Annotated in this window: 15 protein-coding genes; 5 read left to right on the top strand and 10 right to left on the bottom strand. The window is 64.4% G+C overall.

Translation table 11 applies throughout. The annotated features are described in order from the left end of the window. The first annotated feature begins 224 nt into the window (after window positions 1–224). On the top strand, window positions 225–4,388 hold the full coding sequence (locus tag IEX33_RS03785) for an FtsK/SpoIIIE domain-containing protein (protein WP_188727760.1): 4,164 nt from the start codon (window positions 225–227) through the stop codon (window positions 4,386–4,388). A 20-nt stretch (window positions 4,389–4,408) separates the two neighbouring features. Here IEX33_RS03785 and IEX33_RS03780 read toward each other — a convergent pair whose 3' ends face one another. Further along, window positions 4,409–4,780, bottom strand: a complete 372-nt coding sequence (locus tag IEX33_RS03780) for a hypothetical protein (protein ID WP_229675212.1) — start codon at window positions 4,778–4,780, stop codon at window positions 4,409–4,411. Between the two features lie 347 nt (window positions 4,781–5,127). Between IEX33_RS03780 and IEX33_RS03775 the strand changes: the two genes are divergently transcribed. After that, on the top strand, window positions 5,128–5,376 hold the full coding sequence (locus IEX33_RS03775) for a WhiB family transcriptional regulator (RefSeq protein WP_015937605.1): 249 nt from the start codon (window positions 5,128–5,130) through the stop codon (window positions 5,374–5,376). Between the two features lie 120 nt (window positions 5,377–5,496). Here IEX33_RS03775 and IEX33_RS03770 read toward each other — a convergent pair whose 3' ends face one another. From IEX33_RS03770 to IEX33_RS03755, 4 genes are read right to left on the bottom strand one after another with little or no spacing between them, the layout of a single operon-like run. Continuing rightward, the gene (locus tag IEX33_RS03770) at window positions 5,497–6,963 is read right to left on the bottom strand and encodes a sensor histidine kinase (protein ID WP_104184989.1); all 1,467 of its coding nucleotides are present in this window, start codon (window positions 6,961–6,963) and stop codon (window positions 5,497–5,499) included. A gap of 28 nt (window positions 6,964–6,991) precedes the next feature. Then, window positions 6,992–11,845 (bottom strand): NAD-glutamate dehydrogenase, encoded by a 4,854-nt coding sequence (locus tag IEX33_RS03765; RefSeq protein WP_188727757.1) that lies wholly within the window; start codon window positions 11,843–11,845, stop codon window positions 6,992–6,994. A 57-nt stretch (window positions 11,846–11,902) separates the two neighbouring features. After that, on the bottom strand, window positions 11,903–13,210 hold the full coding sequence (locus IEX33_RS03760) for an AAA family ATPase (protein ID WP_188727755.1): 1,308 nt from the start codon (window positions 13,208–13,210) through the stop codon (window positions 11,903–11,905). Then, a complete protein-coding gene (locus tag IEX33_RS03755) occupies window positions 13,207–13,851 on the bottom strand; it encodes a hypothetical protein (RefSeq protein WP_188727753.1) in 645 nt (214 codons plus the stop codon). Before IEX33_RS03755 ends, IEX33_RS03760 begins: the two co-directional genes overlap by 4 nt. Before the next feature lie 148 nt (window positions 13,852–13,999). On the opposite strand from IEX33_RS03755, the gene IEX33_RS03750 reads away from it, so the two are divergent. Next, window positions 14,000–14,215: a helix-turn-helix domain-containing protein gene (locus IEX33_RS03750; protein WP_045729765.1), complete on the top strand. Its 216-nt coding sequence runs from the start codon at window positions 14,000–14,002 to the stop codon at window positions 14,213–14,215. A 40-nt stretch (window positions 14,216–14,255) separates the two neighbouring features. Here the strand turns inward: IEX33_RS03750 and IEX33_RS03745 are convergent, their stop codons facing one another. Continuing rightward, a complete protein-coding gene (locus tag IEX33_RS03745) occupies window positions 14,256–14,828 on the bottom strand; it encodes a hypothetical protein (RefSeq protein WP_188727751.1) in 573 nt (190 codons plus the stop codon). A gap of 96 nt (window positions 14,829–14,924) precedes the next feature. Between IEX33_RS03745 and IEX33_RS03740 the strand changes: the two genes are divergently transcribed. Both IEX33_RS03740 and IEX33_RS03735 read left to right on the top strand, forming a co-directional pair. Continuing rightward, window positions 14,925–15,905, top strand: coding sequence for a LysM peptidoglycan-binding domain-containing protein (locus IEX33_RS03740; protein ID WP_188727749.1), 981 nt, complete (start codon window positions 14,925–14,927; stop codon window positions 15,903–15,905). Window positions 15,906–15,946: 41 nt separating this feature from the next. Further along, window positions 15,947–16,444: an Rv3235 family protein gene (locus IEX33_RS03735; RefSeq protein WP_188727747.1), complete on the top strand. Its 498-nt coding sequence runs from the start codon at window positions 15,947–15,949 to the stop codon at window positions 16,442–16,444. Between the two features lie 92 nt (window positions 16,445–16,536). Here the strand turns inward: IEX33_RS03735 and secA are convergent, their stop codons facing one another. The 4 genes from secA to IEX33_RS03715 form a co-directional block, all read right to left on the bottom strand. Continuing rightward, window positions 16,537–19,275: a preprotein translocase subunit SecA gene (gene secA, locus IEX33_RS03730; protein ID WP_188727745.1), complete on the bottom strand. Its 2,739-nt coding sequence runs from the start codon at window positions 19,273–19,275 to the stop codon at window positions 16,537–16,539. 84 nt (window positions 19,276–19,359) lie between these two features. After that, the gene (locus tag IEX33_RS03725) at window positions 19,360–20,589 is read right to left on the bottom strand and encodes a winged helix-turn-helix domain-containing protein (RefSeq protein ID WP_188727744.1); all 1,230 of its coding nucleotides are present in this window, start codon (window positions 20,587–20,589) and stop codon (window positions 19,360–19,362) included. Window positions 20,590–20,621: 32 nt separating this feature from the next. Then, a complete protein-coding gene (gene hpf / locus IEX33_RS03720) occupies window positions 20,622–21,347 on the bottom strand; it encodes a ribosome hibernation-promoting factor, HPF/YfiA family (RefSeq protein ID WP_104184996.1) in 726 nt (241 codons plus the stop codon). A gap of 144 nt (window positions 21,348–21,491) precedes the next feature. Next, on the bottom strand, window positions 21,492–22,415 hold the full coding sequence (locus IEX33_RS03715; RefSeq protein WP_188727742.1) for a ComF family protein: 924 nt from the start codon (window positions 22,413–22,415) through the stop codon (window positions 21,492–21,494). Window positions 22,416–22,506: the final 91 nt, after the last annotated feature.

The raw sequence follows: 22,506 nt of genomic DNA, 5'->3' as shown, positions 1-22,506 counted from the left end.
CTGCTGCTCTAGCCTACCCGAGTGATTGTGGCGCCCGTCGAATCGGGCTGCTGTCACCCCTCGTCTCACTGGGCAGTGCTGGGGGTCCCGGCTGAGCACTGGGGCGGTCCACAACATGTCTGCCAGCGCACCCGGGGAGCTTATCCACATAGGACATAACGGAGCGGCGCGCATTCAGCGCCTCTGGCTAGCGTGAGTGCAAAGGCACCAAAGGATCTGCACCCATGACGCTTCACTGCACCCTGGTCCGAGGCCCGCAGTCGCCGCAGGCCGGACTACCCCTGGAACTCACTGTCACGGCTCCTCCCGGCACGTCCGGTGAGGCAATCCACGCTGAGCTCGTCAGGACGTTCGGCACGGGAGCTGTCTTTGTTGGCGGGGAGGACCTGTGCTCCCTGAGCCTCGGAACGGCGCCCCTGGTCCCGGGCGCCGTGCTGGTTGACGGCGGAAGCCAGCCCGCTGGCCGGAGATCCCGGCGGCGGCCCGACTCCGATCCCGCCGCCCCCATCGCTTTGGCTGTTCACAGCGGCGCCGGAGCCGGCACCCTGATCCCCCTGCAGCGCGGCACGTACACCATCGGCAGAAGCAATACGGGCATAGTGATCCCGGACCCTGAACTTTCCCGGGAACATGCCCGCCTGGTAGTCACCGAAAAGGACATCATGATCGTCGATCTGGGCAGTGCCAACGGCACGTACATCGACGGCGAACGGGTCCGCCATGCACTGATCTCGACGGTTTCCTCCATCCGCTGCGGCAGTTCGATGATGTCCCTGGTCTTTCTGGATGCCCCGGACAAAGCACTTGCCGACGCCGGCACTTCAGTCCAGGATCCCCTCACCGTTGCGGGGCGTCCAGAGTCCGGCAACCGTGGCATCCTTTTGCTTACTGCCGTGCTCCCCCTGGCCGTCGGCATCGGACTCGCAGTCCTCACAGGCATGTGGATGTTCCTTGCTTTCGCTGCGGTTTCGGCGGTATCCGTGCTTATCCCGCTGACCTCCGGGCGCCGCCAGCGGCGGGAATTCACGAAAAGGATCAGCGCCGCGGTCAAGGATGACCAGAAGCGGCGGAACCGCGCCGGTCCGTCACTGGCGCTGCTGGTGCTTGCTGCGACCCACGCCCAGGTTGCGCCTTCTACAGCACGCGCGGAGGCCAGGGTGTGGCTGCGGCTGGGACTGGCTCCCCAAACGGCCAACCTGAAGATTGAATCAGGGAGCGCTCAGCACGCCATTCCGTCTGTCGGGGAAGTGCCCGTGATGTTGAACCCGGCGCATAGCCCCACCACCTTGCGGGGATCGCGCACCATGCTGGACGGAATGCTGCGATCACTCGTCATGCAACTGGCCGGGTATCCAGGAGGCTGCAGGACACGCATGGTGATCTGCGGCCGTCCAGTAAGCCTTCCCCTGCCTGCCCGTTTTCTCCATAGTGTGACTTTCGCCGTGTCCCGGCAGGCGTGCCTGCGCGCGATCACCGACGGTTTTACTCGTGACTTTGACCATGGCATCCTCCTGCTCACGGCCTCCCTGGGCAAGGATGCGGCAGGGCTGCGCGAAACGGCGGCTCAGCAGAACTGGCAAGTGCTTGAGTTTTCTGCGGCTGACTGCCCACCCGGCGTCTCCGACATAAAACTGACCGAGGGGCAATCACGCCTGCGGGAACCGGGCAGGGAGGTTACGTTCGTCCCGGACCTGGCACCTGATGACGTGTTCAGCAGCTACTGCAGACAACTGGCAGCTTTTCCAGGACTGCTCAACCGCGTGGAGAACTCAGTTCCCCCCGCCTGCAGCCTTGACGACCTGCTGCCGCCTTCCCCCGCCCACACTGCTGCCCGCTGGAACTCGACTGCCCGCGCAGGAACCCTGGCAGTCCCCCTGGGCATGCAGGCAGCGGGCCCCCTGGTCCTGGACCTGCAAACCGACGGTCCGCACCTGCTGGTTGCAGGGACAACGGGCTCAGGCAAATCGGAGCTGCTCCGCACTCTGGTGCTGGCACTGGCGCTCACCCATCCGCCCGACCGGATCAATTTCCTCTTTGTGGATTTCAAAGGCGGTGCAGGTCTCGGCCCTCTGGCCGGACTGGTCCACTGCGTCGGCGTCCTGACCGACTTGTCGGCCCATGAGCTCGAACGGACGCTTACCTCGCTCAAGGCTGAAATCAGGCTCCGTGAGCAAGCCCTCGCCGCGGCACAGGTTCCGGACCTTGCCTCCTACCGGGAAACACCAGCATCCCGGGACCTTCCACTTCCCCACTTGGTCATCGTCATCGACGAGTTCCGCATGCTCGTGGACGACGCACCCGAAGCGCTCCGCGAACTGATGCGCATCGCCTCCATCGGCCGCTCGCTTGGCCTGCACCTGGTCATGGCCACCCAGCGGCCCCAGGGAGCACTGACCGCCGATATCCGGGCAAACGTCACCTCCAGCATCGCGCTCCGCGTCCAATCCGACGTGGAGTCCCACGACATCCTCACCACAAAGGCCGCTGCCGGAATAAGCCTCAGCACGCCGGGCCGCGCCTTCATTGCCCGCGGCACGGAACCGCCTCTGGAGTTTCAATCTGCGTCCACCGGGATACCCACCCCGGACAGTGGCGTAAATGAAGTCAAGGTTCAGCTCACCACCGATTTCCTCTCGGCCCGCGACCAAGACAACCCTGCCGGAACAGACGCCCCGGGCCGGACCCCAGCAGAGGCAGCAGCCCCTCTCGTTGCGATGGTTCGGGATCTTTGGGCGTCGCAGGCAGGATCTGCACCCCGGCTTCCGGTAGCCCCTCCGCTGCCGCTCAAGGCCGCCCGGCCCGAAACAGGTCCGGCCGGGGCGCTCCCGGAACTTGGCGGGACACGAGGGAAGGCCGGTGCTTTGGGCCTGCTCGATGTGCCCCACCAGCAGGAAATCAGATCGCTGGTCTGGAACCCGTCAAAAGACGGCCATCTTGCCTTGATAGGAAGTCCGGCGTCAGGAGCATGCGAAGCCCTCGAGCTGGCAGTCCACGACGTGGCAGAACATGCCGACGAAACACACTGCTACTTCCTGGACGCTTCCGCGGTCTTCAACGGGCTGGCAGTGCACCCTCGGACCGGAGCCCACACCGGGCTGCATGAGCTGCGGCGCGGCGTCCGCGTCCTGGAACGGCTGGGCCGGGAAATGGCTGCCCGACTGAGCCGGACTGACCACGGGGGCGTTCCGCTGCTTCTCGCCATCTCCGGATGGGGTTCCTGGGTCTCGGCTTTTCGGGCCGGCCCGTTGGCCTGGGCCGAGGAACTGGTGCAGGATCTTGTCCGCGACGGCGCCAGGGCGGGTATCACGGTCATCATTTCCGGGGAGCGGGAACTCGTCACCGCCAGGTTCTGCGGGTCCCTGCCCAACCGCATCTATTTCCCCACCGGTTCAAATGAGGAGAGCAGGACAGCCTGGCCAAGGATGCCGTCCACTGCCGCGGTCAAGGGCCGGGGAGTAGCTTTTGGTTCCATCGCCTGCGGCACCGCGTCTGTGTGCCAACTTTACGAACCCGCTCCTGACGTTTCCGGGCCCGACGGCGCCGGATGGAAGGCGACGCAGCAATCCGGGAAGCGGCCGTTCCGCATTGAACCGCTGCCCGCCCTGGTAACAGCCGCGGAGGTCAGGGCGGCAGTGGAACGAATGGAGGATCCGGGACTGGAAGCGGACCCGGGACAGTCTTCGTCCAGGAATGCAGTCACGCATGAAGCGGGGACCGGGACAGCCGACGCCGGGGATGCCGGGGAGGCCGGGGAGGCCGGGACGAATATTCCGGAAGGCTTATCGGCTCCCGGCGTGGTTCGGGTCCCACAGCGCCGGGAGAGCTGTCCTTCAACGACGTGGAACGTGCTTTTCGGCGTCGGTGGCGACGAACTTGACCCCGTCTTTGTGCACGTCCCGTCCGGGGGCACCTTCGCCGTCCTGGGGGGACAAGGGTCCGGGAAAACGAACTTCCTGCAGACCCTGCAGACGCTGAATCCCGATGCGGACCGCTGGATTCACCCAGGCCGGATGAGTGACCCCGCCGAGTTATGGAAGGAAACCTTGAAAAAGGCGAGGGAGGGAAGACTGCCTGGAAAAGCAGTGCTGTTGGTGGACGACATCGACCTCCTGGCTGCGGGGCCCCAGCGGGACATCTCTGACTTGCACGCGTTGGGCCATGCAGTAATCTTCACGGCCAACTACAGTCCTTTGCTGATCCAGCGCGTCCCGCTGGCCATGGACGCGCGCGCCGCCGGGACTGGACTCCTGCTGTCCCCGCGGTCAACGTCGGAGGGAGACCTCTACGGAATCCGCTTCGAGATAGAACCCAATCCGCCCGCAGGCAGGGGTGTGCTGATTGCCCGAGGCAAGTCCTCGGCGGTTCAGGTGGCCTGGACAGGCACGTAGTGACACGACGTGGCAGCCGGTCACAGCGCCGGGGTGGATCGCCCGGTGCGGGAAGCGTAGCTGATCACTGTGCTGTGGAAAAGGAGCACGATCGCGGCGACCGCAGGAAGCAGCATTGCGAGGCCGACGAGCACGAGGCCACCGCTAAGGGTTGGCAACCCGATGGTCAGAACGAACAGCTGCGCGACAAGGGCAGCGGCACGGGTCCAGCGGTAGCCCCGGTAAAGATAGACGCCCACCGCGTACAGCCACGCCGAAAAAGCCAGCAGTAACCCCAACGTGAAAACCGCTCCCCAGAAGGACAGGACCGGGCTTCCGATGGCCAGCTGGTACCCGTACCAGCAAGCAGCGAGCAGAAGGGCCGTGGCTTCCACGGCAACCACCAAAGTCACGACAATCACCGCCGGCGGCCGGGGACCCTGGGCACCCCCATCAGGCCTCTGCGGCCCCTGGCCGGATTCTTCGGAAGAGGAAGGCGGGTTCGCTGGGTTTATTGGGGGTCTTGACACACTGGCACCCTACCGGACATAGTCGGACAGTGGTTGGGGCCATCACCGCCAGTGTGACGCATCGCTCAGCTTTCCGCGGATATCAAGCGTTATTACCTCTTGTTTACACGCCGTTAACATGACAGGCTTGATCCAGATGACCAAGGGGGCCCTGCCGGGCCCTTTTCCTTTGTAGCCACTAGTGAATAATTTCACAAGGGCTCTTCCCAGAAATGGAGCAACTGATCAGCATGGATTGGCGTAACCGCGCAGCGTGCCTTGAAAAGGACCCCGAACTCTTCTTCCCCGTCGGGAACACTGGGCCAGCCCTTCTGCAGATCGAAGAAGCAAAAAGCGTCTGCCGCCGCTGCCCCGTCGTGGACACGTGCCTGCAGTGGGCTTTGGAGTCGGGCCAGGACGCAGGCGTCTGGGGCGGTATGAGCGAAGACGAGCGCCGGGCGCTGAAGCGCCGCGCTGCCCGCGCCCGCCGCGCCTCCTAGGAACACCTCACCCACAAAACAACAGCCCCGGCCGCAACCTCAATGGTTGTTGCCGGGGCTGTTGTTGTTCGGCGAACCAACGTGAACGTCGGGGCCAGCCAGAGCTTCCTGGGCCTGAACCTATTTGCCAGCCAGGCTGATCCGGATCTCCACTGCGGTGCCGCCGCCTTCGCGCGGCCGCCACTGGATAGTCCCGCCGAGCTCGCTGGTCACCAAGGTCCGTACGATTTGAAGCCCCAGCCCCTCAACGTGAGGCGTATCCGGAAGTCCCACGCCGTCGTCGGCAATGGTGACGGTGAGTTCCTCACCGTCATCCCCCTCGGAGCGGTCAGCGATGAGCCAGACAGTCCCGGCCCTGCCCTCGAGCCCGTGCTCCACAGCGTTGGTCACCAGTTCGTTGATGACCAGGGCCAGCGGGGTGGCAAGATCGCTCGGCAGCTCTCCGAAAGTGCCGGATCGTTCCGTCCGGACCTGCTGCGAGGGTGAGGCGACTTCGGCCGACAGCCGGAACTGGCGCCCGATCAGCTCGTCGAAATCAACGCTCTGCGTGAGCCCCTGGGACAGTGTCTCGTGGACGAGCGCAATGGTGGCCACCCGGCGCATGGCCTGCTCCAGCCCTTGCTTTGCTTCGTCGCTGACCATGCGGCGGGACTGCATGCGCAGCAGCGCCGCGACAGTCTGCAGGTTGTTCTTGACCCGGTGGTGGATCTCGCGGATTGTGGCGTCTTTGGTCACCAGCTCCATTTCACGCCGGCGAAGCTCCGACACATCACGGCACAGGACCAGTGCACCGAACCGTTGCTGCTCGTCCCGCAGCGGAATGGCGCGCAGTGACAGGCTCACGCCACGGGATTCAATTTCGCTGCGCCAAGGCATCCGCCCGGTAACCACCAAGGGCAACGTCTCATCAACCATGCGGCGGTCCTTCAGCAGGCTGGCGGTCACCTCGGCCAGTGAGCGGCCCTCCAAGGACTCCCCGTCACCGAGCCGCCTGAACGCAGAGACTCCGTTGGGGCTCGCGTACTGCACGATTCCCTCCGCATCCAGCCGGATAAGTCCGTCCCCAACCCGGGGTGCGCCGCGGCGGGAACCTGTGGGCGAGGCGAAGTCCGGCCACAGCCCCAGCGTGCCCATCCGGAGGAGGTCGTATGCACACTGCCGGTAGGTCAGTTCAAGGCGCGAAGGCATCCGCGAGCTGGAGAGGTCCATGTGGGTGGTGACCACCGCCAGGGTGCGCCCGTTGCGGACCATGGGAACGGCCTCCACGCGGAGGGCCATATCGCTGCTCCAGTTGGTTTCACTGGAGCGCTCGATGGAACGGCTGTTCCAGGCCTTGTCCACAAGGGGCTGCAGGTCCGAGCGGATGCCCTCCCCCACGAAGTCCCCGTGGAACACGGTGTGCGTGGTGGAGGGCCGCACGTGGGCGAGCGCCACGTAGCCAAGCTCAGGGTGGGGAAACCACAGGGCAAGGTCCGCGAAAGCAAGGTCCGCAACCATCTGCCAGTCCCCCACCAGGAGGTGCAGCCACTCGGCATCGCCCGGCCCAAAATCAGCGTGTTCCCTGATAGGGTCCGTAAAGATTGCCACTGCACCTCCATTTTCGACGCCGGACTTGCTAGCGTCGGACGATTGACCTCAAGAGCCTCAATGCTACCGACAGTGACGCCATATCGTCCGCCTCGAGCGAATTCACCTCGTCAAACATGCTCTTCGCCCTGGTGAGCTGCTCTGCATTCCGGGCCTCCCAGTCCTTCAGCCGCGCCTCCGGCGAGTCAGCGGCGGCAGTGGCGTCCAGCACCGCCGTCGTCATGTCCGAGATGGTGGAGTACAGGTCATCCCGCAAGGCTGCCCTGGCCAGCGCCTGCCACCTGTCCTGCCGGGGGAGGCTGCTGATCCGTTCCAGCAGTGAATCTGCATGGAACCGGTTGAAGACGGTGTAGTAGACGGCGGCGATCTCTTCCACCGGGTCCTTGCGCACGCGGGCAATCTTGGCGATGTCCAGCAGCACGAAGCTTTCGAAAAGCTCTGCCCAGCGCAAGGCCAGACCTTCCGGCAGCTCCCACTCGCCTGCGTTCTCCAGCCAGCTGGCAACCCGTTTCCGGTCATCGCCGCGCAGGTACTCCAGCAGGCGCGCGCGCATCGGTTCCATCACCGGTTTGAACTCCGAGACCACGTCTGCGATGGGCCGCGACAGCGTTCCCTGTCCCAGGAGCCAGCGGACGGCCCGGTCCAGCAGCCGCCGGATGTCCAAGTGGACAGTGCTCCAGTGCTCCGTGGGGAAGGACGCCGGGAGGTTGTTCAGTTCCCCCACCATGGTGTCCAGATCGTAGACCTCCCTCAGCGCAACAAACGCCTTGGCCACGGCCACTTCGCTGGCGGACGTTTCCTCCATCACCCGGAAGGCGAACGTAATGCCGCCGAGGTTGATGATGTCGTTGGCAACCACCGTGGCAATGATTTCGCGGCGGAGCGGATGGGTGTCCAGTTCGGCGTCGAAGCGTTCGCGCAGCTGCGCGGGGAAATAGGCGCGCAGCGTCTGCCTGAACCAGGGGTCATCGGCCAGGTCGCTTTCCCGCAGCGCCGTCGCCAGCTCGATCTTCGCGTAAGCGGCCAGCACCGAAAGTTCCGGTGATGTCAGTCCCTGCCCCTGCTGCAGCCTCTCGTGCAGGGTCTCCGTGGTGGGAAGCGCCTCAAGGTCCCTCTTCAGGTCGGCCTTCTTCTCCAGCCAGTCCATCAGCCGTTCATAGCTGGGGCTCCACTCGGCCACCCTGGTCCGGTCATTCAGCAGCAGGATGTTCTGGTCGATGTTGTCTTCGAGCACCAGCCGGCCCACTTCGTCCGTCATCGACGCCAGGAAGCCTGCACGTTCCTCGGGCGACAGCTTTCCGGCCGCCACCATCCGGTCCACGAAAATCTTGATGTTCACTTCATGGTCGGAGCAGTCCACGCCGGCGGAGTTATCGATGGCGTCCGTGTTGAGGATGACGCCCTGCAGCGCCGCTTCAATGCGCCCGCGCTGCGTCATGCCGAGGTTTCCGCCTTCGCCCACCACCTTGACGCGCAGGTCCCGGCCGTCGACGCGGATCGCATCGTTGGCCTTGTCCCCGACCATCGCGTTTGTTTCGGTGCTCGCCTTGACGTATGTACCGATGCCGCCGTTGTAGAGCAGGTCCGCGGGGGCCAGGAGGATCGCGCGGAGGAGTTCCGGCGGGCTGAGTTCGGTTGTATCGGCCGGCAGGCCCAGCGCGGCACGAACCTCGGTCGATACCGGAATGGACTTGGCCTGTCGGGCAAAAACGCCGCCGCCCTCACTGATCAGCGATTTGTCGTAGTCATCCCACGAGGACCTGGGCAGCTCAAACAAACGCTGCCGTTCCACGAACGAGGCTTCCTCGTCGGGGTTGGGGTCGAGGAAGATGTGCCGGTGGTCGAAGGCGGCGAGGAGGCGGATGTGGCGGGAGAGCAGCATGCCGTTACCGAACACGTCGCCGGACATGTCACCCACGCCGACCACGGTGAACGGCTGGGTCTGCGTATCAAGGTCGAGCTCGCTGAAGTGCCGCTTCACCGACTCCCAGGCGCCTCGGGCGGTGATGCCCATAGCTTTGTGGTCGTACCCCACGGAGCCGCCGGACGCGAACGCGTCCCCAAGCCAGAATCCGTACTCCGCAGACAGGCCGTTGGCAATGTCCGAGAAGGTCGCAGTGCCCTTGTCGGCAGCCACCACGAGGTAGGAATCGGCGTCGTCATGCCTGACAACGTCCGACGGCGGCACAAGCTTTTCGCTGTCACCCTCGGTGACCAGGTTGTCGGTGATGTCCAGCAGGCCCCTGATAAAGGTTTTGTAGCTTTCGATTCCTTCCGCCATCCACGCGGCACGGTCTGCAGTGGGGTCCGGCAGTTGCTTGGCGAAGAACCCGCCTTTGGCCCCAGTGGGCACGATGACCGCATTCTTTACCGTCTGGGCCTTCACCAGCCCGAGGATCTCGGTGCGGAAATCCTCGCGGCGGTCGGACCAGCGCAGCCCGCCGCGGGCCACCTTGCCAAAGCGGAGGTGGACACCCTCGACGCGCGGCGAGTAGACCCAGATCTCGAACATCGGGCGCGGGAACGGCAGGCCCTCGATCTGTGATGGATCGAGTTTGAAGCTCAGGTGCGTCCTGTCCTGGTAGTAATTCGTCCGCAGCGTAGCCTCGATCAGGTTCACGAACGTTCGCAGGACCCTGTCGGCGTCGAGCGTTGCCACCTTCTCGATGGACACGTCCAGATCCTTGCGGACGGAGGCTTGGGCCTCGGCCCGCTCGTCGTCGCTTAGGGACGGGTCGAAGCGCGCCGCGAACAGGGCGTTAAGCCCCTTGGTCACCCGTGGGTTAGCCAAAAGGGTGTCTGCCATGAACCCAAATGAGTTGGTGTTGCCCATCTGGCGCATGTACCGCGCGTAGGCCCGCAGCACGGTGACCTGCCGCCAGTGCAGCCCCTCCCTCAGGACCAGCCGGTCGAAGCTGTCCGACTCGGATGCGCCCGTAACGGCAGCGCCGAAGGAATCGGCCAGCAGTTGCCCGGTTGAGAGCGGATCCACCTTGGCCGGGTACTTCAGGCCCAGGTCATACAGGAAGAAGTCGCGGCTGTCCGCGGTTTCAATTTCGAAGGGCCGCTCGTCCAGGACTTCCAGGCCAAGGTTGTGGAAGTACGGGAGGATCTGGCTGAGGCTCTTGGGTTCCAGCATGTAGAGCTTGACGCGTGCGTCCTCCTCCAGCGTTGCACCCGCCCCTTCCGGAAGGTAGACGTGGACGCCGGGCCGCTCCTGGACAGCACCTTCGGCCCGTTCCGCGGCGGCGCCGTACTTCTCGAAGCGCGCAATGTCTTCGAGGGCGTCCTCCACTTCGTAATCCACGCGGTAGCTGGCCGGGAATGCCTCGGACCAGATGGCGGCAAGCTCCTTCGCGTCGGCAACGTCCCGGCTCTCGCGCAGCACCTCTGCGATGCCTTCGCTCCACGAACGGGCGGCACGGACAAGGCGCTTCTCGAGTTCCACGGTATTTACGCCACTGAAGTCGGCATTCTTGGGCAGCCGGATGCGGAAGAACAGCCGCGCGAGGGCCGACTCCGTCATGCGGGCCTCGTAGTCGATGGAAACAGCCTGGAACGTTTCGCGGAGTTCCTGCTCGATGCGGAGCCTGACGTTGGTGGTGTACCTGTCCCTGGGAAGGTAGACCACGGCGGACATGAACCTGCCGTAGATGTCCGGCCTGAGGAAGAGCCTGGTGCGGCGGCGCTCCTGCAGCTTCTGGATCCCGAGGGCCGTTGCGGCCAAATCCTGGATCTCGATCTGGAACAACTCATCCCGGGGGTACGTTTCCAGGATCCCCAGCAGGTCCTTCCCGGAGTGGGAGTCCGGCGGGAAGCCGGCGCTCTGGAGCACCGCATCGACCTTTTCACGCACGATGGGAATGGCCCGGACGGAGCCGGTGTAGGCGCTGGTGGCAAAGAGCCCAATGAAGCGGCGCTCCCCATTGACGTTGCCCTCGGCGTCGAAGCTCTTGACCCCGATGTAGTCCAGGTAGGCCGAACGATGCACGGTTGACCTGGAGTTTGCCTTAGTGATGACCAGTGCACGCTTTTCCCGCGCTTTTTTCCGGCCAGTATCCGTGAGGTGCTGGATGTGGGGCGAGTCTTCGGAATCCCGAAGCAGCCCCAGGCCGCTATTGTCGCGCAGCTCCAGGACGTCTTCGCCGTCGACGTTCACCAGGTCATACTCCCGGTAGCCAAGGAACGTGAAGTTCCCATCGTCGAGCCAGCGCAGCAGGTCCTTCGCCTGCCGGAGCTCCGCGATCTGTGCAGGATTTGCGATCTGGTCCAGGCTTTCGGCGATCTGGACGGCCCTCTGGCGCATCTTTGGCCAGTCCTCGACGGCGGCGCGCACATCCTTGAGGACACGTTCGAGTCCCTCGAGGAGGGCTGCCTTTGCCTCCTGTGAGACACGGTTAATCTCGACGGCGATCCAGGACTCCATGTGGGAGGCATTCCCGCCCTGGGCAATCAGGTGCGAAAGGTTGGGCATGGCAGCCGTGTCGCCGCTGGATATCCCGAGGTGCGCAGGGACCCTGTTGACCTTGGCGAGCTCGCCGCTCTCCCGGTTACGCGTCGCCACGAACAATGGGTGGAGTACCAGCTTGATGGCGGCATGCTGCCGGACAAGCTCGGCATTCACGGAATCGACCAGGAACGGCATGTCATCGGTAACAACGAAGACGACGCTGCTGTCTTCCTCGTCCATGATGGCAATTTTCGCCTGGCCCTTTTGCCGGACCGAGGCAACGTCCCGGTGGTGGTCCGCCCGCGCCACCAGCACGTCCCGCGGGTAGGCCCGGGCGTCCTCTTCGGCTAGGTGCTGGTAGTAGTCCCCAATGAAACCCTCATCGCCTTCAATGGAAAGGGGCTGATCCTCCACGCTGGATCCAGACGACATCGACAAACGCCTCCATCACGAAATATTTGCTGCACCATTGCAGCCCTTATGGCGAGCCTAGTCCTTCGCCCGGCGCCTTGCTGTGGAAGAAAAGACAGAGGATTTTCGCTTTTGTTGGGCGGGTGCACAAACGAGTTCGCGGATGGCATGGCGGAGCGGGGAATCGGGGGCGGCTTCAAGCAGCAGTGAGCCTCCCAGGAGGGCAGCGTCTGCCGCGGCAGGGTCATGGGGCAGGAACCCTTTCAGTTCGGATGCCGGGCCGTATCGTTCCCACGCGTCCCTCAACTGGCGTTCCGGCCCCCTGCCGACGGACGAAGCACGCACCCGGTTCATGACGACAATGGGCGAAACGCCGGGAACAGCCTCTTCCAGCTCGGTGAGACCGCGCACCAGCCGTGGGACCCCGACAGGATCGGCGGCGCCGACCGCGTAAACCGTATCGGCCAGTTCAAGGGACCGTAGCGTTGCCGCATTCCGGCGAGGCGCCATCGTGTCGAAGCTGAGCTCCTCATCCGCTTCAAGGCAAAACCCGGCATCCACCACCACCACGTCAGCTAACTCCCGCGCGCGGTCGAGGACGAGCGCGAGGGCTGAGGCGCGAAGCTCCGTCCAGCGGTCTGCACGCGTGATGCCCGTGAGCACTCTGAAAGTACCTGACTTTGTTACCACTGGAGCTGCAATTTTTCCCAGTGCCTCCCGGTCCAACAGGCCCTGGTCTGCGAGGCGGCACGCCTGCGCCAGGCCAGCGGACTCATCGAGGAGCCCGAGCACGGCTGCAATGCTGGCGCCGTAGCTGTCAGCGTCGACAAGGATCACTCCTTTTCCATCCACCGCCAGTTCGCCTGCGATGTTCGCAGCCAGGGTGGTCCGGCCGGGCGCTCCAGCCGGACCCCAGACGGCAATGATCCTCCCCTGCCCAGGTTCCTCCGGGCCTGGAGACGGCTCCACCGGGACCGGCTTCAGAGCATCGCCGGGATCAGCCGGGCTGCTCCTGGGGGCAGCGCGCAGTCCCGATCCCGACAGCTGGGACACGGCCTCGGCAATCCGGTCCGACAGTGCAGCGGACTCCACGCCGGTCAGCGCGGAATCTACCCCTATCGCCCGCAGCCTGGCCGCTTCATCGGCGTTGTCCGTCAAGGCAACAATGGCCACCCCAACAGCTGAAAGCCGGTCCACCAGCGAGGACGTCAGCCCCTCGGACCCCTCCGCTACGACCGCCGCCCGCGCCAGCCCGCTTTGGCATGCAGCAAGAAGCTCGGGAAGTTCCGTACATCTCCGGACCACAGTGACAGGACCGTGCAACCGTTCCAGCCCACCGACCAGATCTTCCCGGCTCTGGCCAACGGTGACCACCGGTATGCTCATTTGGCGCCGCCGCCCGGGTTCCAGACCACCGAGATCTTTGCCCCGTTTGCTTGGGCTCCCAGCAGCGCAGGCATGTGACTGTCCTCCACCAGCACCATGAGGACGGTTTTCCTCGATGATCCCAATGCCGTGGAGCCGGCTGTTACCTCGGCGATCTCAGCACCGGACAGGAGGAGCTTCGGCTCGCTGAAGCCGTTTCGGGCGTCCGCCTGGGCAACCCAGACATCCACCCTGGCTCCGGCTACTGCCTGCGCCGGGAGCGCTTCATCGATGGAAAGCGCCACCGGCTTCCGGTCGAGTTCGTCCACCGCGCCAAGGCTGGCGCGGGGAACCAGCTGGTTCTTTCCAATGCGCTGAACCGCCACGACGCCCTCCGGGAGCCCCGACTCTGCCGTGATGTACTGGCTCTCGGTGTCTCCCAGGCGCACTTTGGCACGCACCACGTTGTCCCGGGTCAGGCGCTCCCCTACTGCGATACCGTCACGTGCCGCGAAAACTTCGGTTGTCCGGTCCGCGCTGCCGGTGAGGAAGACGACACCGGCCACGGAAACCAGGACCAGGAGGATCCCCGCCAGCAGCCGGGGATCCTTCCAGGACGGCCGCTTCAGCCGTGCCGCTGTGGCAGATACTTCAGGCACCATCTCGTCTTCTCCCCCTGTAAGCCGGCCCTGCTCGCCGTTTCACCCTCATTGTTACCGCCGGGACGCCGGAACAAAAGTCATAACTGCAAACAAGGCCAATCTGTGGATAACAACAGCACCTGCGGCCATTCGATGGCAAAATGGAAGCATGCCCAGGTTCCTTACGCTCGCAGATGTTGCCGAGCAGCTCCAGATCAATTCTCCGGCCGCGTACGCGCTGGTCCGCAGCGGTGAACTGAAAGCAATCCAGGTTGGCGGACGGGGTCAGTGGCGAGTGGAAGAGAAGATGCTGGAGCAGTACATCGAGGAGCGCTACGCCGAGGCAAGCCGGATGATCCAGGAGTCGAAGTCGAAGTCCGTCTGACACCCGCGTGGATCATTCACTGGCCCAGTGGACGAGGCCATTAGAGTTCGCCGGACCGCCGGGACCTGATGGCAGCCAGGGATGCCAAGGGGATGACCGATACCTGGTTGACCTGACTGCTGCGTCGCGACTCCCCGGGACTGTAGACGGCCAGGTCCAGGCGGTCCTTCCCCACCCTGTCGATCACTCCCGTGAGCCTGACAGGTCCAGAACCCTGCCCCCTTAATGTCACGGACAGTTCCGCGCGGTCCCTTGCGAGACCGCGCAGTGCGTGGGCAAGTCCAATACCCCTGCGCACCTGTGACGGCTCTGCCACAGCTATCCGGCCCAGCCCTTCGTACCACATCACCGATGCGTACGGAATAAGAACCTGGTGCTGCTCCTCGTCCATTACAAGGGCATCCGCGCCTGCATGGCTCAGTGCGCCCCGGACCACTTCCCCACAGTCGAGATGCGCGGCGAGCCGGCAGCCAAGCACTCCCCGCAACCGATCCGCAAGCTCCATAGCCACCATCTCAGCCCTGGTGCGTTCATTGATTTCGGCGTCAAGCGCCAACCGCTCTGACTCGGCAAATTGGCTTTCCATGTCGTTGAAAAGGGAATCCCAGCGCATTGCGTCAGCGTAGGACCCAGCGGGAGACCGGTCAACCCAAAGAAACTTCTCTCCAGCGTATGGACAAATCTTAACCATCGACTCCAAAATGAGTTTATGCGAACCAAACTGCATCAAACTGCATCAAATGAAGTAAATAGCGCCAAGGCTGGGGCTGCCGGACAGCCCGGTGACCTCCTGACAGCGCTGGGGGTGCTGCTCCTGGGCCTTCTTCTTTGCTTCATCGGGTCAGGCCTCCTTGGCCAACTGGGGGACGCTTCCGCCCGGAAACAGGAAACGGGTGTCGAGGAACTCCTCGGGTTGGGCGCAGCTGCTGCCGGCGCAGGCATTGTGGCGTGGTGGATCCTGTCACTCGCATGTGCTGCCGTCACGGCCATTCTGGAGCGGAAGGGCCGTCCAAATGCAGCGGCAGCCACCCGAAGACTTTCACCCGCGTTCATGCAGAGACTGGTACTGGGCGCACTGTCCGTCCATCTTCTGGCGGGACCGGCAGCCCATGCCGCAGTTACCGGGCCGGGGCCTGAATGGGCTCCGACGCAAAGACAATCCTCCTCGGCTCCTGCCGTCCCTGCCACCGAAGGAGCCACAAGAGGGGAATCGGGTACACCCGGCGCAGCCCCTACTCAGGGCCATACCCCGCGGGCCAGCGGTGAGCCGCTGACCGCCGCACCGGAACTGGCCACCGTACCGGAAAGCGCTACTGAACGGGAGCCGTCCACGGCACCGGAACACGCCTCTGTACCGGAACTGGCCGGAGCGCCGGAAGCAACTCCCCCGTCAACCTTCCACCCCGGCTGGCAGCCTGCCACGCCTGTCCCAGACCCGGGAATGCTCGCGGCTCCGTACCACCGTGCCGTTGAAGGGAAACACGGTCAGCAGGACGAGGATGTCACCGTCCACGCCGGAGACACCCTGTGGGACATAGCGGCCCGTCATTTGGGACCCGGCGTATCCGACCTGGACATCGCACTTCACTGGCCCCGCTGGTACGAGGCCAACCGAAAAGTCATCGGACAGGATCCCGATGTGCTGCTCCCAGGGCAGATTCTTCAGCCACCGCTGGCTGGACAGAAATAGCCCAGCCCGGACCAGTCGCCAACAAAGTAAGGGGAAGACCAATGACTGCAGCAACACCGCTACACGCCGTTCGGGACAGGACTGCTCCCGGAGCAGCCGAGCCCGACCAGCAACCTCACGCGCAGTCTACAACTGCGCCCGTGGTGCCTTTCCGCGACGGAGGTCCGGCACCTCTGCGCCCGGTGGACCCCATGGCGGACGTCCGCGCGATCACCCGCGGCACAGTCCAGGCGGCAATGGAAGTCCTCGCCGGCATCAGGCCGATCCATCAGCTCGCACGACGACTAGACCCCCGCTGCCTTGCCGCACTGCAGCACCGAGCCGCGTTGATCAGGAGGGAAATCACCCGGACCGGCAATCCGGCGCTCGCCCGGCTCCACCGCAACTCCACGGTCCGCTCCGTCCGCGTCTGCGAAGTCCGCGATGGTGTCTACGAAGCCAGTGCGGTGGTGGTGGACGACGTGCGCGCACGCGCAGTAGCCGTCCGGCTGGAGCGGAGCAAACAGGTGTGGCGGGTGACTGAACTTGTCATCGGCTGAAAGGCAACAGAACGCGGCAGGGCCGGGAACACTGTTCCCGGCCCTGCCCTCACTATCTTGACCCAAGCCGCGACTGGCGGCTCACACCACCGTCAGCGGCGCTTCTTCTTCGCCGGACGTTTGGCCGCGTCCTGTGCTGCCGCCTTGGCCGGATTTCCTGACCTGCCCGAGGAGCGCGTCTCCACCCGGGTCTGCGTTCCACCGCTTTCGCTGGGGGCGGTGTACTGCAGCTGGGCCGGCTTCTCGGGCGCTTCAAGCCCTGCAGCGTGAACCTGCGGCTGCACATGCTCGGTGTGTTCGCCGGCGTCGTCCGCGACCACCACGTCCTGGGCGGGCGTGACCTCAACCTCAAGGTTGAACAGGAATCCGACGCTCTCTTCCCGGATGGCTTCCATCATGCCCTGGAAGAGAATGAAGCCCTCACGCTGGTATTCCACCAGCGGATCACGCTGGGCCATGGCGCGCAGCCCGATTCCTTCCTTGAGGTAGTCCATCTCATACAGGTGTTCCTGCCACTTCCGGCCAATGACGGAGAGGACCACGCGGCGTTCAAGTTCACGCATGCTTTCCGAACCCAGGGCTTCCTCCCGCGCCTGGTACACCAGCCGCGCGTCGGAGAGCAGTTCCTCCTTCAGGAACTCCACCGTAAGCCTGGACTTGCCGCCGGCCTCCTCGATGATCTCTTCCGGCGTGACGCTCACGGGATAGAGGGTCTTGAGATTGGTCCAGAGCTGGTTGAAGTCCCAGTCGTCGCCGTTGCCTTCTGCCGTTGCCGCATCGATGAGCGCGGTGACGGTGTCTTCGACGAAGAACTGGACTTTCTCGTGCAGGTCGTCGCCTTCGAGGATCCGCCGCCGGTCACTGTAGATTGCCTCACGCTGGCGGTTGAGGACGTCGTCGTACTTCAGGACGTTCTTGCGCTGTTCGGCGTTGCGGCCCTCCACCTGGCCCTGCGCTGACGCGATCGCCCGGGACACGAGCTTTGATTCCAGGGCGACGTCGTCGGGCACGGAACTGTTCATGAGCCGTTCCGCGGCGCCCGAATTGAAGAGCCTCATGAGGTCATCGGTCAACGACAGGTAGAAGCGCGACTCGCCAGGGTCACCCTGGCGGCCGGAACGTCCGCGAAGCTGGTTGTCGATGCGGCGTGATTCGTGGCGCTCGGTTCCAAGGACGTAGAGTCCGCCGAGGTTCAGGACTTCCTCGTGCTCGTCCTTGACTGACTGCTTAGCGGCTTCGAGTGCTGCCGGCCAGGCGGACTCGTACTCCTCGGAGTTCTCCTCGGGATCCAGCCCGCGCTTGGCCAGCTCGGCCACGGCGGTGAATTCAGCGTTGCCGCCGAGCATAATGTCCGTACCGCGGCCGGCCATGTTGGTTGCCACCGTGACGGCGCCCTTGCGTCCGGCCTGGGCGACGATGGCAGCTTCGCGTGCGTGGTTTTTCGCGTTGAGGACCTCGTGCCGGATGCCTTCCTTGGCAAGGAGGCGGGACAGGTATTCACTCTTCTCGACGCTGGTGGTGCCCACCAGGACCGGCTGGCCCTTTTCATGGCGTTCGGCGATGTCCCGCACCACGGCGTCGAACTTCACCGTTTCGTTCTTGAAGACCAGGTCCGGCTGGTCGATGCGCTGCATGTCGCGGTTGGTGGGAATGGCCACCACGCCCAGCTTGTAGGTGCTCATGAATTCCGCTGCCTCGGTTTCGGCAGTACCGGTCATGCCTGAAAGCTTCTGGTACATACGGAAGTAGTTCTGCAGCGTCACTGTGGCCAGGGTCTGGTTCTCGGCCTTGATCTCGACGCCTTCCTTGGCCTCGATCGCCTGGTGCATGCCCTCGTTGTAGCGCCGGCCGGCGAGGATGCGGCCGGTGTGCTCGTCGACGATCAGGACTTCCCCGTCCAGGATGACGTAGTCCTTGTCCCGCTTGAAAAGTTCCTTGGCCTTGATGGCGTTGTTGAGGAACCCGATGAGCGGCGTGTTGGCGGACTCGTACAGGTTTTGGATACCGAGGTAGTCCTCCACCTTCTCGATCCCGCTCTCCAGGACGCCGACGGTGCGCTTCTTTTCGTCGACCTCGTAGTCCTTGTCAGGCTGGAGCCGGAGGACCACCTTGGCGAATTCGCTGTACCAGCGGTTGGTGTCCCCCTGCGCCGGCCCGGAGATGATGAGCGGTGTGCGGGCCTCGTCAATGAGGATGGAGTCCACTTCGTCAACAATGGCGAAGTGGTGTCCGCGCTGGACCAGCTCGTTCTTGTCCCAGGCCATGTTGTCGCGGAGGTAGTCGAACCCGAACTCGTTGTTGGTGCCGTAGGTAATGTCAGCGGCGTACTGCTGGCGACGGACCGCGGGATCCTGGTTCGAGAGGATGCACCCGCTGCTCAGGCCCAGGAAACGGTAGACACGTCCCATCAGGTCCGACTGGTACTCAGCGAGGTAGTCGTTCACGGTGATCACGTGGACGCCCTTGCCGGTGAGCGCGTTCAGGTAGGCGGGAGCGGTCGCCACCAGGGTCTTGCCTTCACCGGTCTTCATTTCCGCGATGTTGCCCAGGTGCAGGGCGGCGCCGCCCATCATCTGGACATCGAAGTGGCGCATCCCCAGGGTCCGCGAGGAGGCTTCCCTGACGGCGGCAAACGCTTCCGGAAGCAGGTCGTCGAGCTTTTCACCGTCCTGGTGCCGTTCCCTCAACCGGTCGGTTTCCTCCCGGAGTTCGGCGTCCGTAAACGTCTTGAACGAATCTTCCAGGGCATTGATGGAGTCGGCATAGTTCCGCAGTTGCCGGAGGGTTTTTTTATCACCGGTGCGGAGAAGTTTTTCGATAAGTGATGCCACGTGAAGATGCTCCCAGTCTTTGCCGCCGAATTCTGGCGTTTTTAGTCTACGGGAGAGACACCGCCGAGGTGCCCGCTTGTTCCCTCAGAGCGGATAGTCCACTTCGGTGCGTACGGCACGGGCGAGGCCGCCGGCCAGGTCGCCAACGGGGAAAACTTCAACGTCGGGCAGGCCCAGCCAGTCGGCCATGAGGCGGAGCTCTGCAGCAAGTTCGACGGCGGTGTCAGGCGGCGCGCCAGGTTCGGCAAAGGAAGACCTCACCAGCAGTTTCCCTGCCTTTCGGTCAGCCTTGAGGTCCACCCGCGCCACGATCCTGTCCCGGAGGAGGAAGGGAAGGACGTAGTAGCCGTACCGCCTTTTGTGCTCAGGAGTATAGATTTCGATCCGGTAGTGAAAGTCGAACAGTTCCTGAAGCCGCCGGCGTTCGAAGACCAGTGAATCGAAGGGGCTCAGCAGCGCACGGCCCGTGGCCCGCCGGGGTAAAGTTGCGTCCGCATGGCGGAAGACGGCACGGTCCCAGCCCGGCACAGTCACCGGTTCCAGCCTTCCCCGCTGCACAAGGTGCGCGACGGCGTCCGCTGCAGCTTTGACGGGCGTGCGGAAGTAGTCTGCGAAGCACCGTACGGTTCCGATGCCGTGGGCCTGCGCGGCGGCATCGATCAGGCGGTGCATCGCCTCGGCCGGGGCGTCGGCGTCTGTTTCACCGACGGAAAGCTGCGGCAGCACTTTGGCAGCCAGCGTGTACCTGCGCTCGAACTGTTCCGTCCGAGATGCAGCGCAGACCGTGCCGTCCTCAAACAGGTGTTCCAGGACCCTCTTCACGGCATTCCAGTTCCACCCCCAGTTCGCCGTCTGCGTTTCCTCGACGTGGCCTATCCGGGCGGTCAACTCAGCAGCGGTCAGGGGGCGGGACCGTGCGAGGGTGTCGAGGATACGCCCGGTGATGTCAGCACGAAGCCCGGGGTCCATGCGGGACGCACCCACCCAGGTCCGTTTCTGCCACAACAGGAGGTCCGCATAGTGTTCCGGCCGGATGTAGCTTGCCTCGTGCGCCCAGTACTCCACCATGCGCCGCGGATGGACGGCGGACATCCGCTGGAGGATCGTGCGGTCGTAGTTGCCGAGCCGGGAAAAGAACGGAAGGAAGTGGCTCCGGGAAACGACATTGACGGAATCGATCTGGACGAGCTGGATCCGGGCAAAGGTGCGGCCCACCGTCCGTGATGTCACGGGGCCGGCGGGCCGTCCTTTGTCGAGTCCCTGCGCTGCCAAAGCGATCCGCCGTGCCTGGTCCAGGCTCAGCGTCGCCGGCACATCAGTCCTCTCTGTTGATGGTTTTCACCAGCCTAGGCGTTGGCCGGGGTGTCGTCCGAGCGGTACGCCAGGACTTTTTCCTCCACCACGGTGTCTCCGGGTTCGCACTCGTGGTCGAGGGTGATCACCCCGTAGGTCCAACCGCGGCGGCGGTACACGACGGATGGCGTGTTGGTGGCCTTATCCACGAAAAGGTAGAAATCATGGCCCACAAGTTCCATGTTGTCCACGGCGTCGTCGAGGGAGAGCGAAGCGGCGGGGAAGACCTTGCGACGGATCAGGACCGGGGAATTTCCGGCCGGGATGTCGTTGTCGACATCGTAGGGAGACTTGTCTTCGGGGGCGGCCACGGCCTCGTTCCGGTGGCTTGCCTCGACGTAGAGGGGCTCGTTCGGGCTGGCGGGTTCGAGAGAGGCGGTAGCTTCGCGGACAGCCTTGGGTGTGTGCCGTCCATGGTGGACCTTCTTGCGGTCCTTGGCGCGCCGGAGCCGTTCCAGCAGTTTGTTGTAGGCGAGGTCGAATGCTGCGAACTTGTCAGCGGCGCTGGCCTCAGCGCGGATCACGGGCCCCCTGCCCAGGACTGTCACCTCAACGGTCAGCTGATCGCCGGTCTGCCGGGCATTGGTCTCCTTGGAGACTTTCGCATCGACCCGCTGGACCTTGTCCCCAAGCGATTCGATTTTCGAGATCTTTTCCCCGGCGTATTCGCGGAACCGGTCTGAAACTGTCAGATTTCGTCCGCTGATCATAAACTCCATGGTGCCCTCCAAATGACTTCGGTGACACGACGGCGGCGCTTCCCTGGGCCGATCTGCCTGACAGTCGAGCCCCTCTCCGAGCCGCCATCGAAAGGTACATTCTGTTCTTGGTACCCACCACCGACGTTAGTTCATAGGCACCCGTTATTCATCCTTTCCCGGTTTATTTTTTTCTAAGTCATGGCAGGACCCGCGGGCCTGCGCGGGTGCGGCGGTGCCGGCATCGGCATCCGGCGGGCGTGTCGCCGCGAGCACGACGGCGCCCGCCACCTGTGCCCCCGCCGCATGGAGTGCCCGGGCTGCTTCAGCCAGCGTGGCTCCGGTGGTCAGCACGTCGTCGACGATGATGCAGGGGTGTCCGGCGACGATGCTCCGGACCCGCCGGCGGACCCGCATGGACCCGCGTACGCGCTGTGCCCGGGCACCCCGGCCGAGGCCTTTTTGCCCGCCGGGCAGCTGCAGCCCTGCCCCGCGTGCTTTCGTGAGGACGTCTGCAACATCCAGGCCGGGCAGCCGTCCTGCCGCGCCGCGCAGGAGCAAATGGACGGGGCTGAAGCCACGGTTCAGATACGCCCTGGTGCTGGTGGGGACAGGGACCAGGAGGAACTCTCCTGAACCTTCCGTAGCCGCACGGACCGCTCCGCCCAGAGCTCGTCCGAGGCTTCTCTTGAGCTGGTGCTGCCCATGCCTTTTGAAGGAGAGCAGCGCCTGGGCCAGCTCTTCGCGGTACACGCCGGCTGCGACCACTGGAAGCAGCACCGTCCCCGCCACGTCCATCAGCGCGGGGGCTCCGCTTTCCGCACGGAACGGCGCCGCGGTGAGCCGCCGGATGTGGCGGTCGCACCGGATGCAGAGCGCCCGGTCTTCGGCGCCGCAGCACACGCAGTCCACGGGAACTGCCAGGGACAGCAGGTCCGCCGCCGCCCCCGTGAGCTGATCCAGGACGCGAAAGACTGTGCTGCCGTGGTCTCCGCGGTGCCTGGCGCTGAACGCGGGAGGCGGGGTGAGGTCGGGGTCCAGACGGACAGGTGCTGTTGCCCTGTCACGCGATCCTGTTCTGGTGGCCACTCCCCGACTATCCACCCTGCGGCGCCGCCATCACAGCACCCGGCTGCCATATGTGGACAAAGCCCTGACTGCAGGACCCAGCCTCCGGGAG

Source organism: Pseudarthrobacter scleromae (genome assembly GCF_014644515.1).
GTDB classification, from domain to species: Bacteria; Actinomycetota; Actinomycetes; order Actinomycetales; family Micrococcaceae; genus Arthrobacter; species Arthrobacter scleromae.
This window is presented reverse-complemented; position numbering and strand designations above follow the sequence as displayed.

What these genes read in the sequence shown, in the direction of transcription:
- IEX33_RS03785 (WP_188727760.1), top strand. Translation starts at nt 225, where the DNA reads ATGACGCTTCACTGCACCCTGGTCCGAGGCCCGCAGTCGCCGCAGGCC.
- IEX33_RS03775 (WP_015937605.1), top strand. Translation starts at nt 5,128, where the DNA reads ATGGATTGGCGTAACCGCGCAGCGTGCCTTGAAAAGGACCCCGAACTC.
- IEX33_RS03765 (WP_188727757.1), bottom strand. Translation starts at nt 11,845, where the DNA reads ATGTCGTCTGGATCCAGCGTGGAGGATCAGCCCCTTTCCATTGAAGGC.
- IEX33_RS03760 (WP_188727755.1), bottom strand. Translation starts at nt 13,210, where the DNA reads ATGAGCATACCGGTGGTCACCGTTGGCCAGAGCCGGGAAGATCTGGTC.
- IEX33_RS03755 (WP_188727753.1), bottom strand. Translation starts at nt 13,851, where the DNA reads ATGGTGCCTGAAGTATCTGCCACAGCGGCACGGCTGAAGCGGCCGTCC.
- IEX33_RS03750 (WP_045729765.1), top strand. Translation starts at nt 14,000, where the DNA reads ATGCCCAGGTTCCTTACGCTCGCAGATGTTGCCGAGCAGCTCCAGATC.
- IEX33_RS03745 (WP_188727751.1), bottom strand. Translation starts at nt 14,828, where the DNA reads ATGCGCTGGGATTCCCTTTTCAACGACATGGAAAGCCAATTTGCCGAG.
- IEX33_RS03740 (WP_188727749.1), top strand. Translation starts at nt 14,925, where the DNA reads ATGCGAACCAAACTGCATCAAACTGCATCAAATGAAGTAAATAGCGCC.
- IEX33_RS03735 (WP_188727747.1), top strand. Translation starts at nt 15,947, where the DNA reads ATGACTGCAGCAACACCGCTACACGCCGTTCGGGACAGGACTGCTCCC.
- hpf (WP_104184996.1), bottom strand. Translation starts at nt 21,347, where the DNA reads ATGGAGTTTATGATCAGCGGACGAAATCTGACAGTTTCAGACCGGTTC.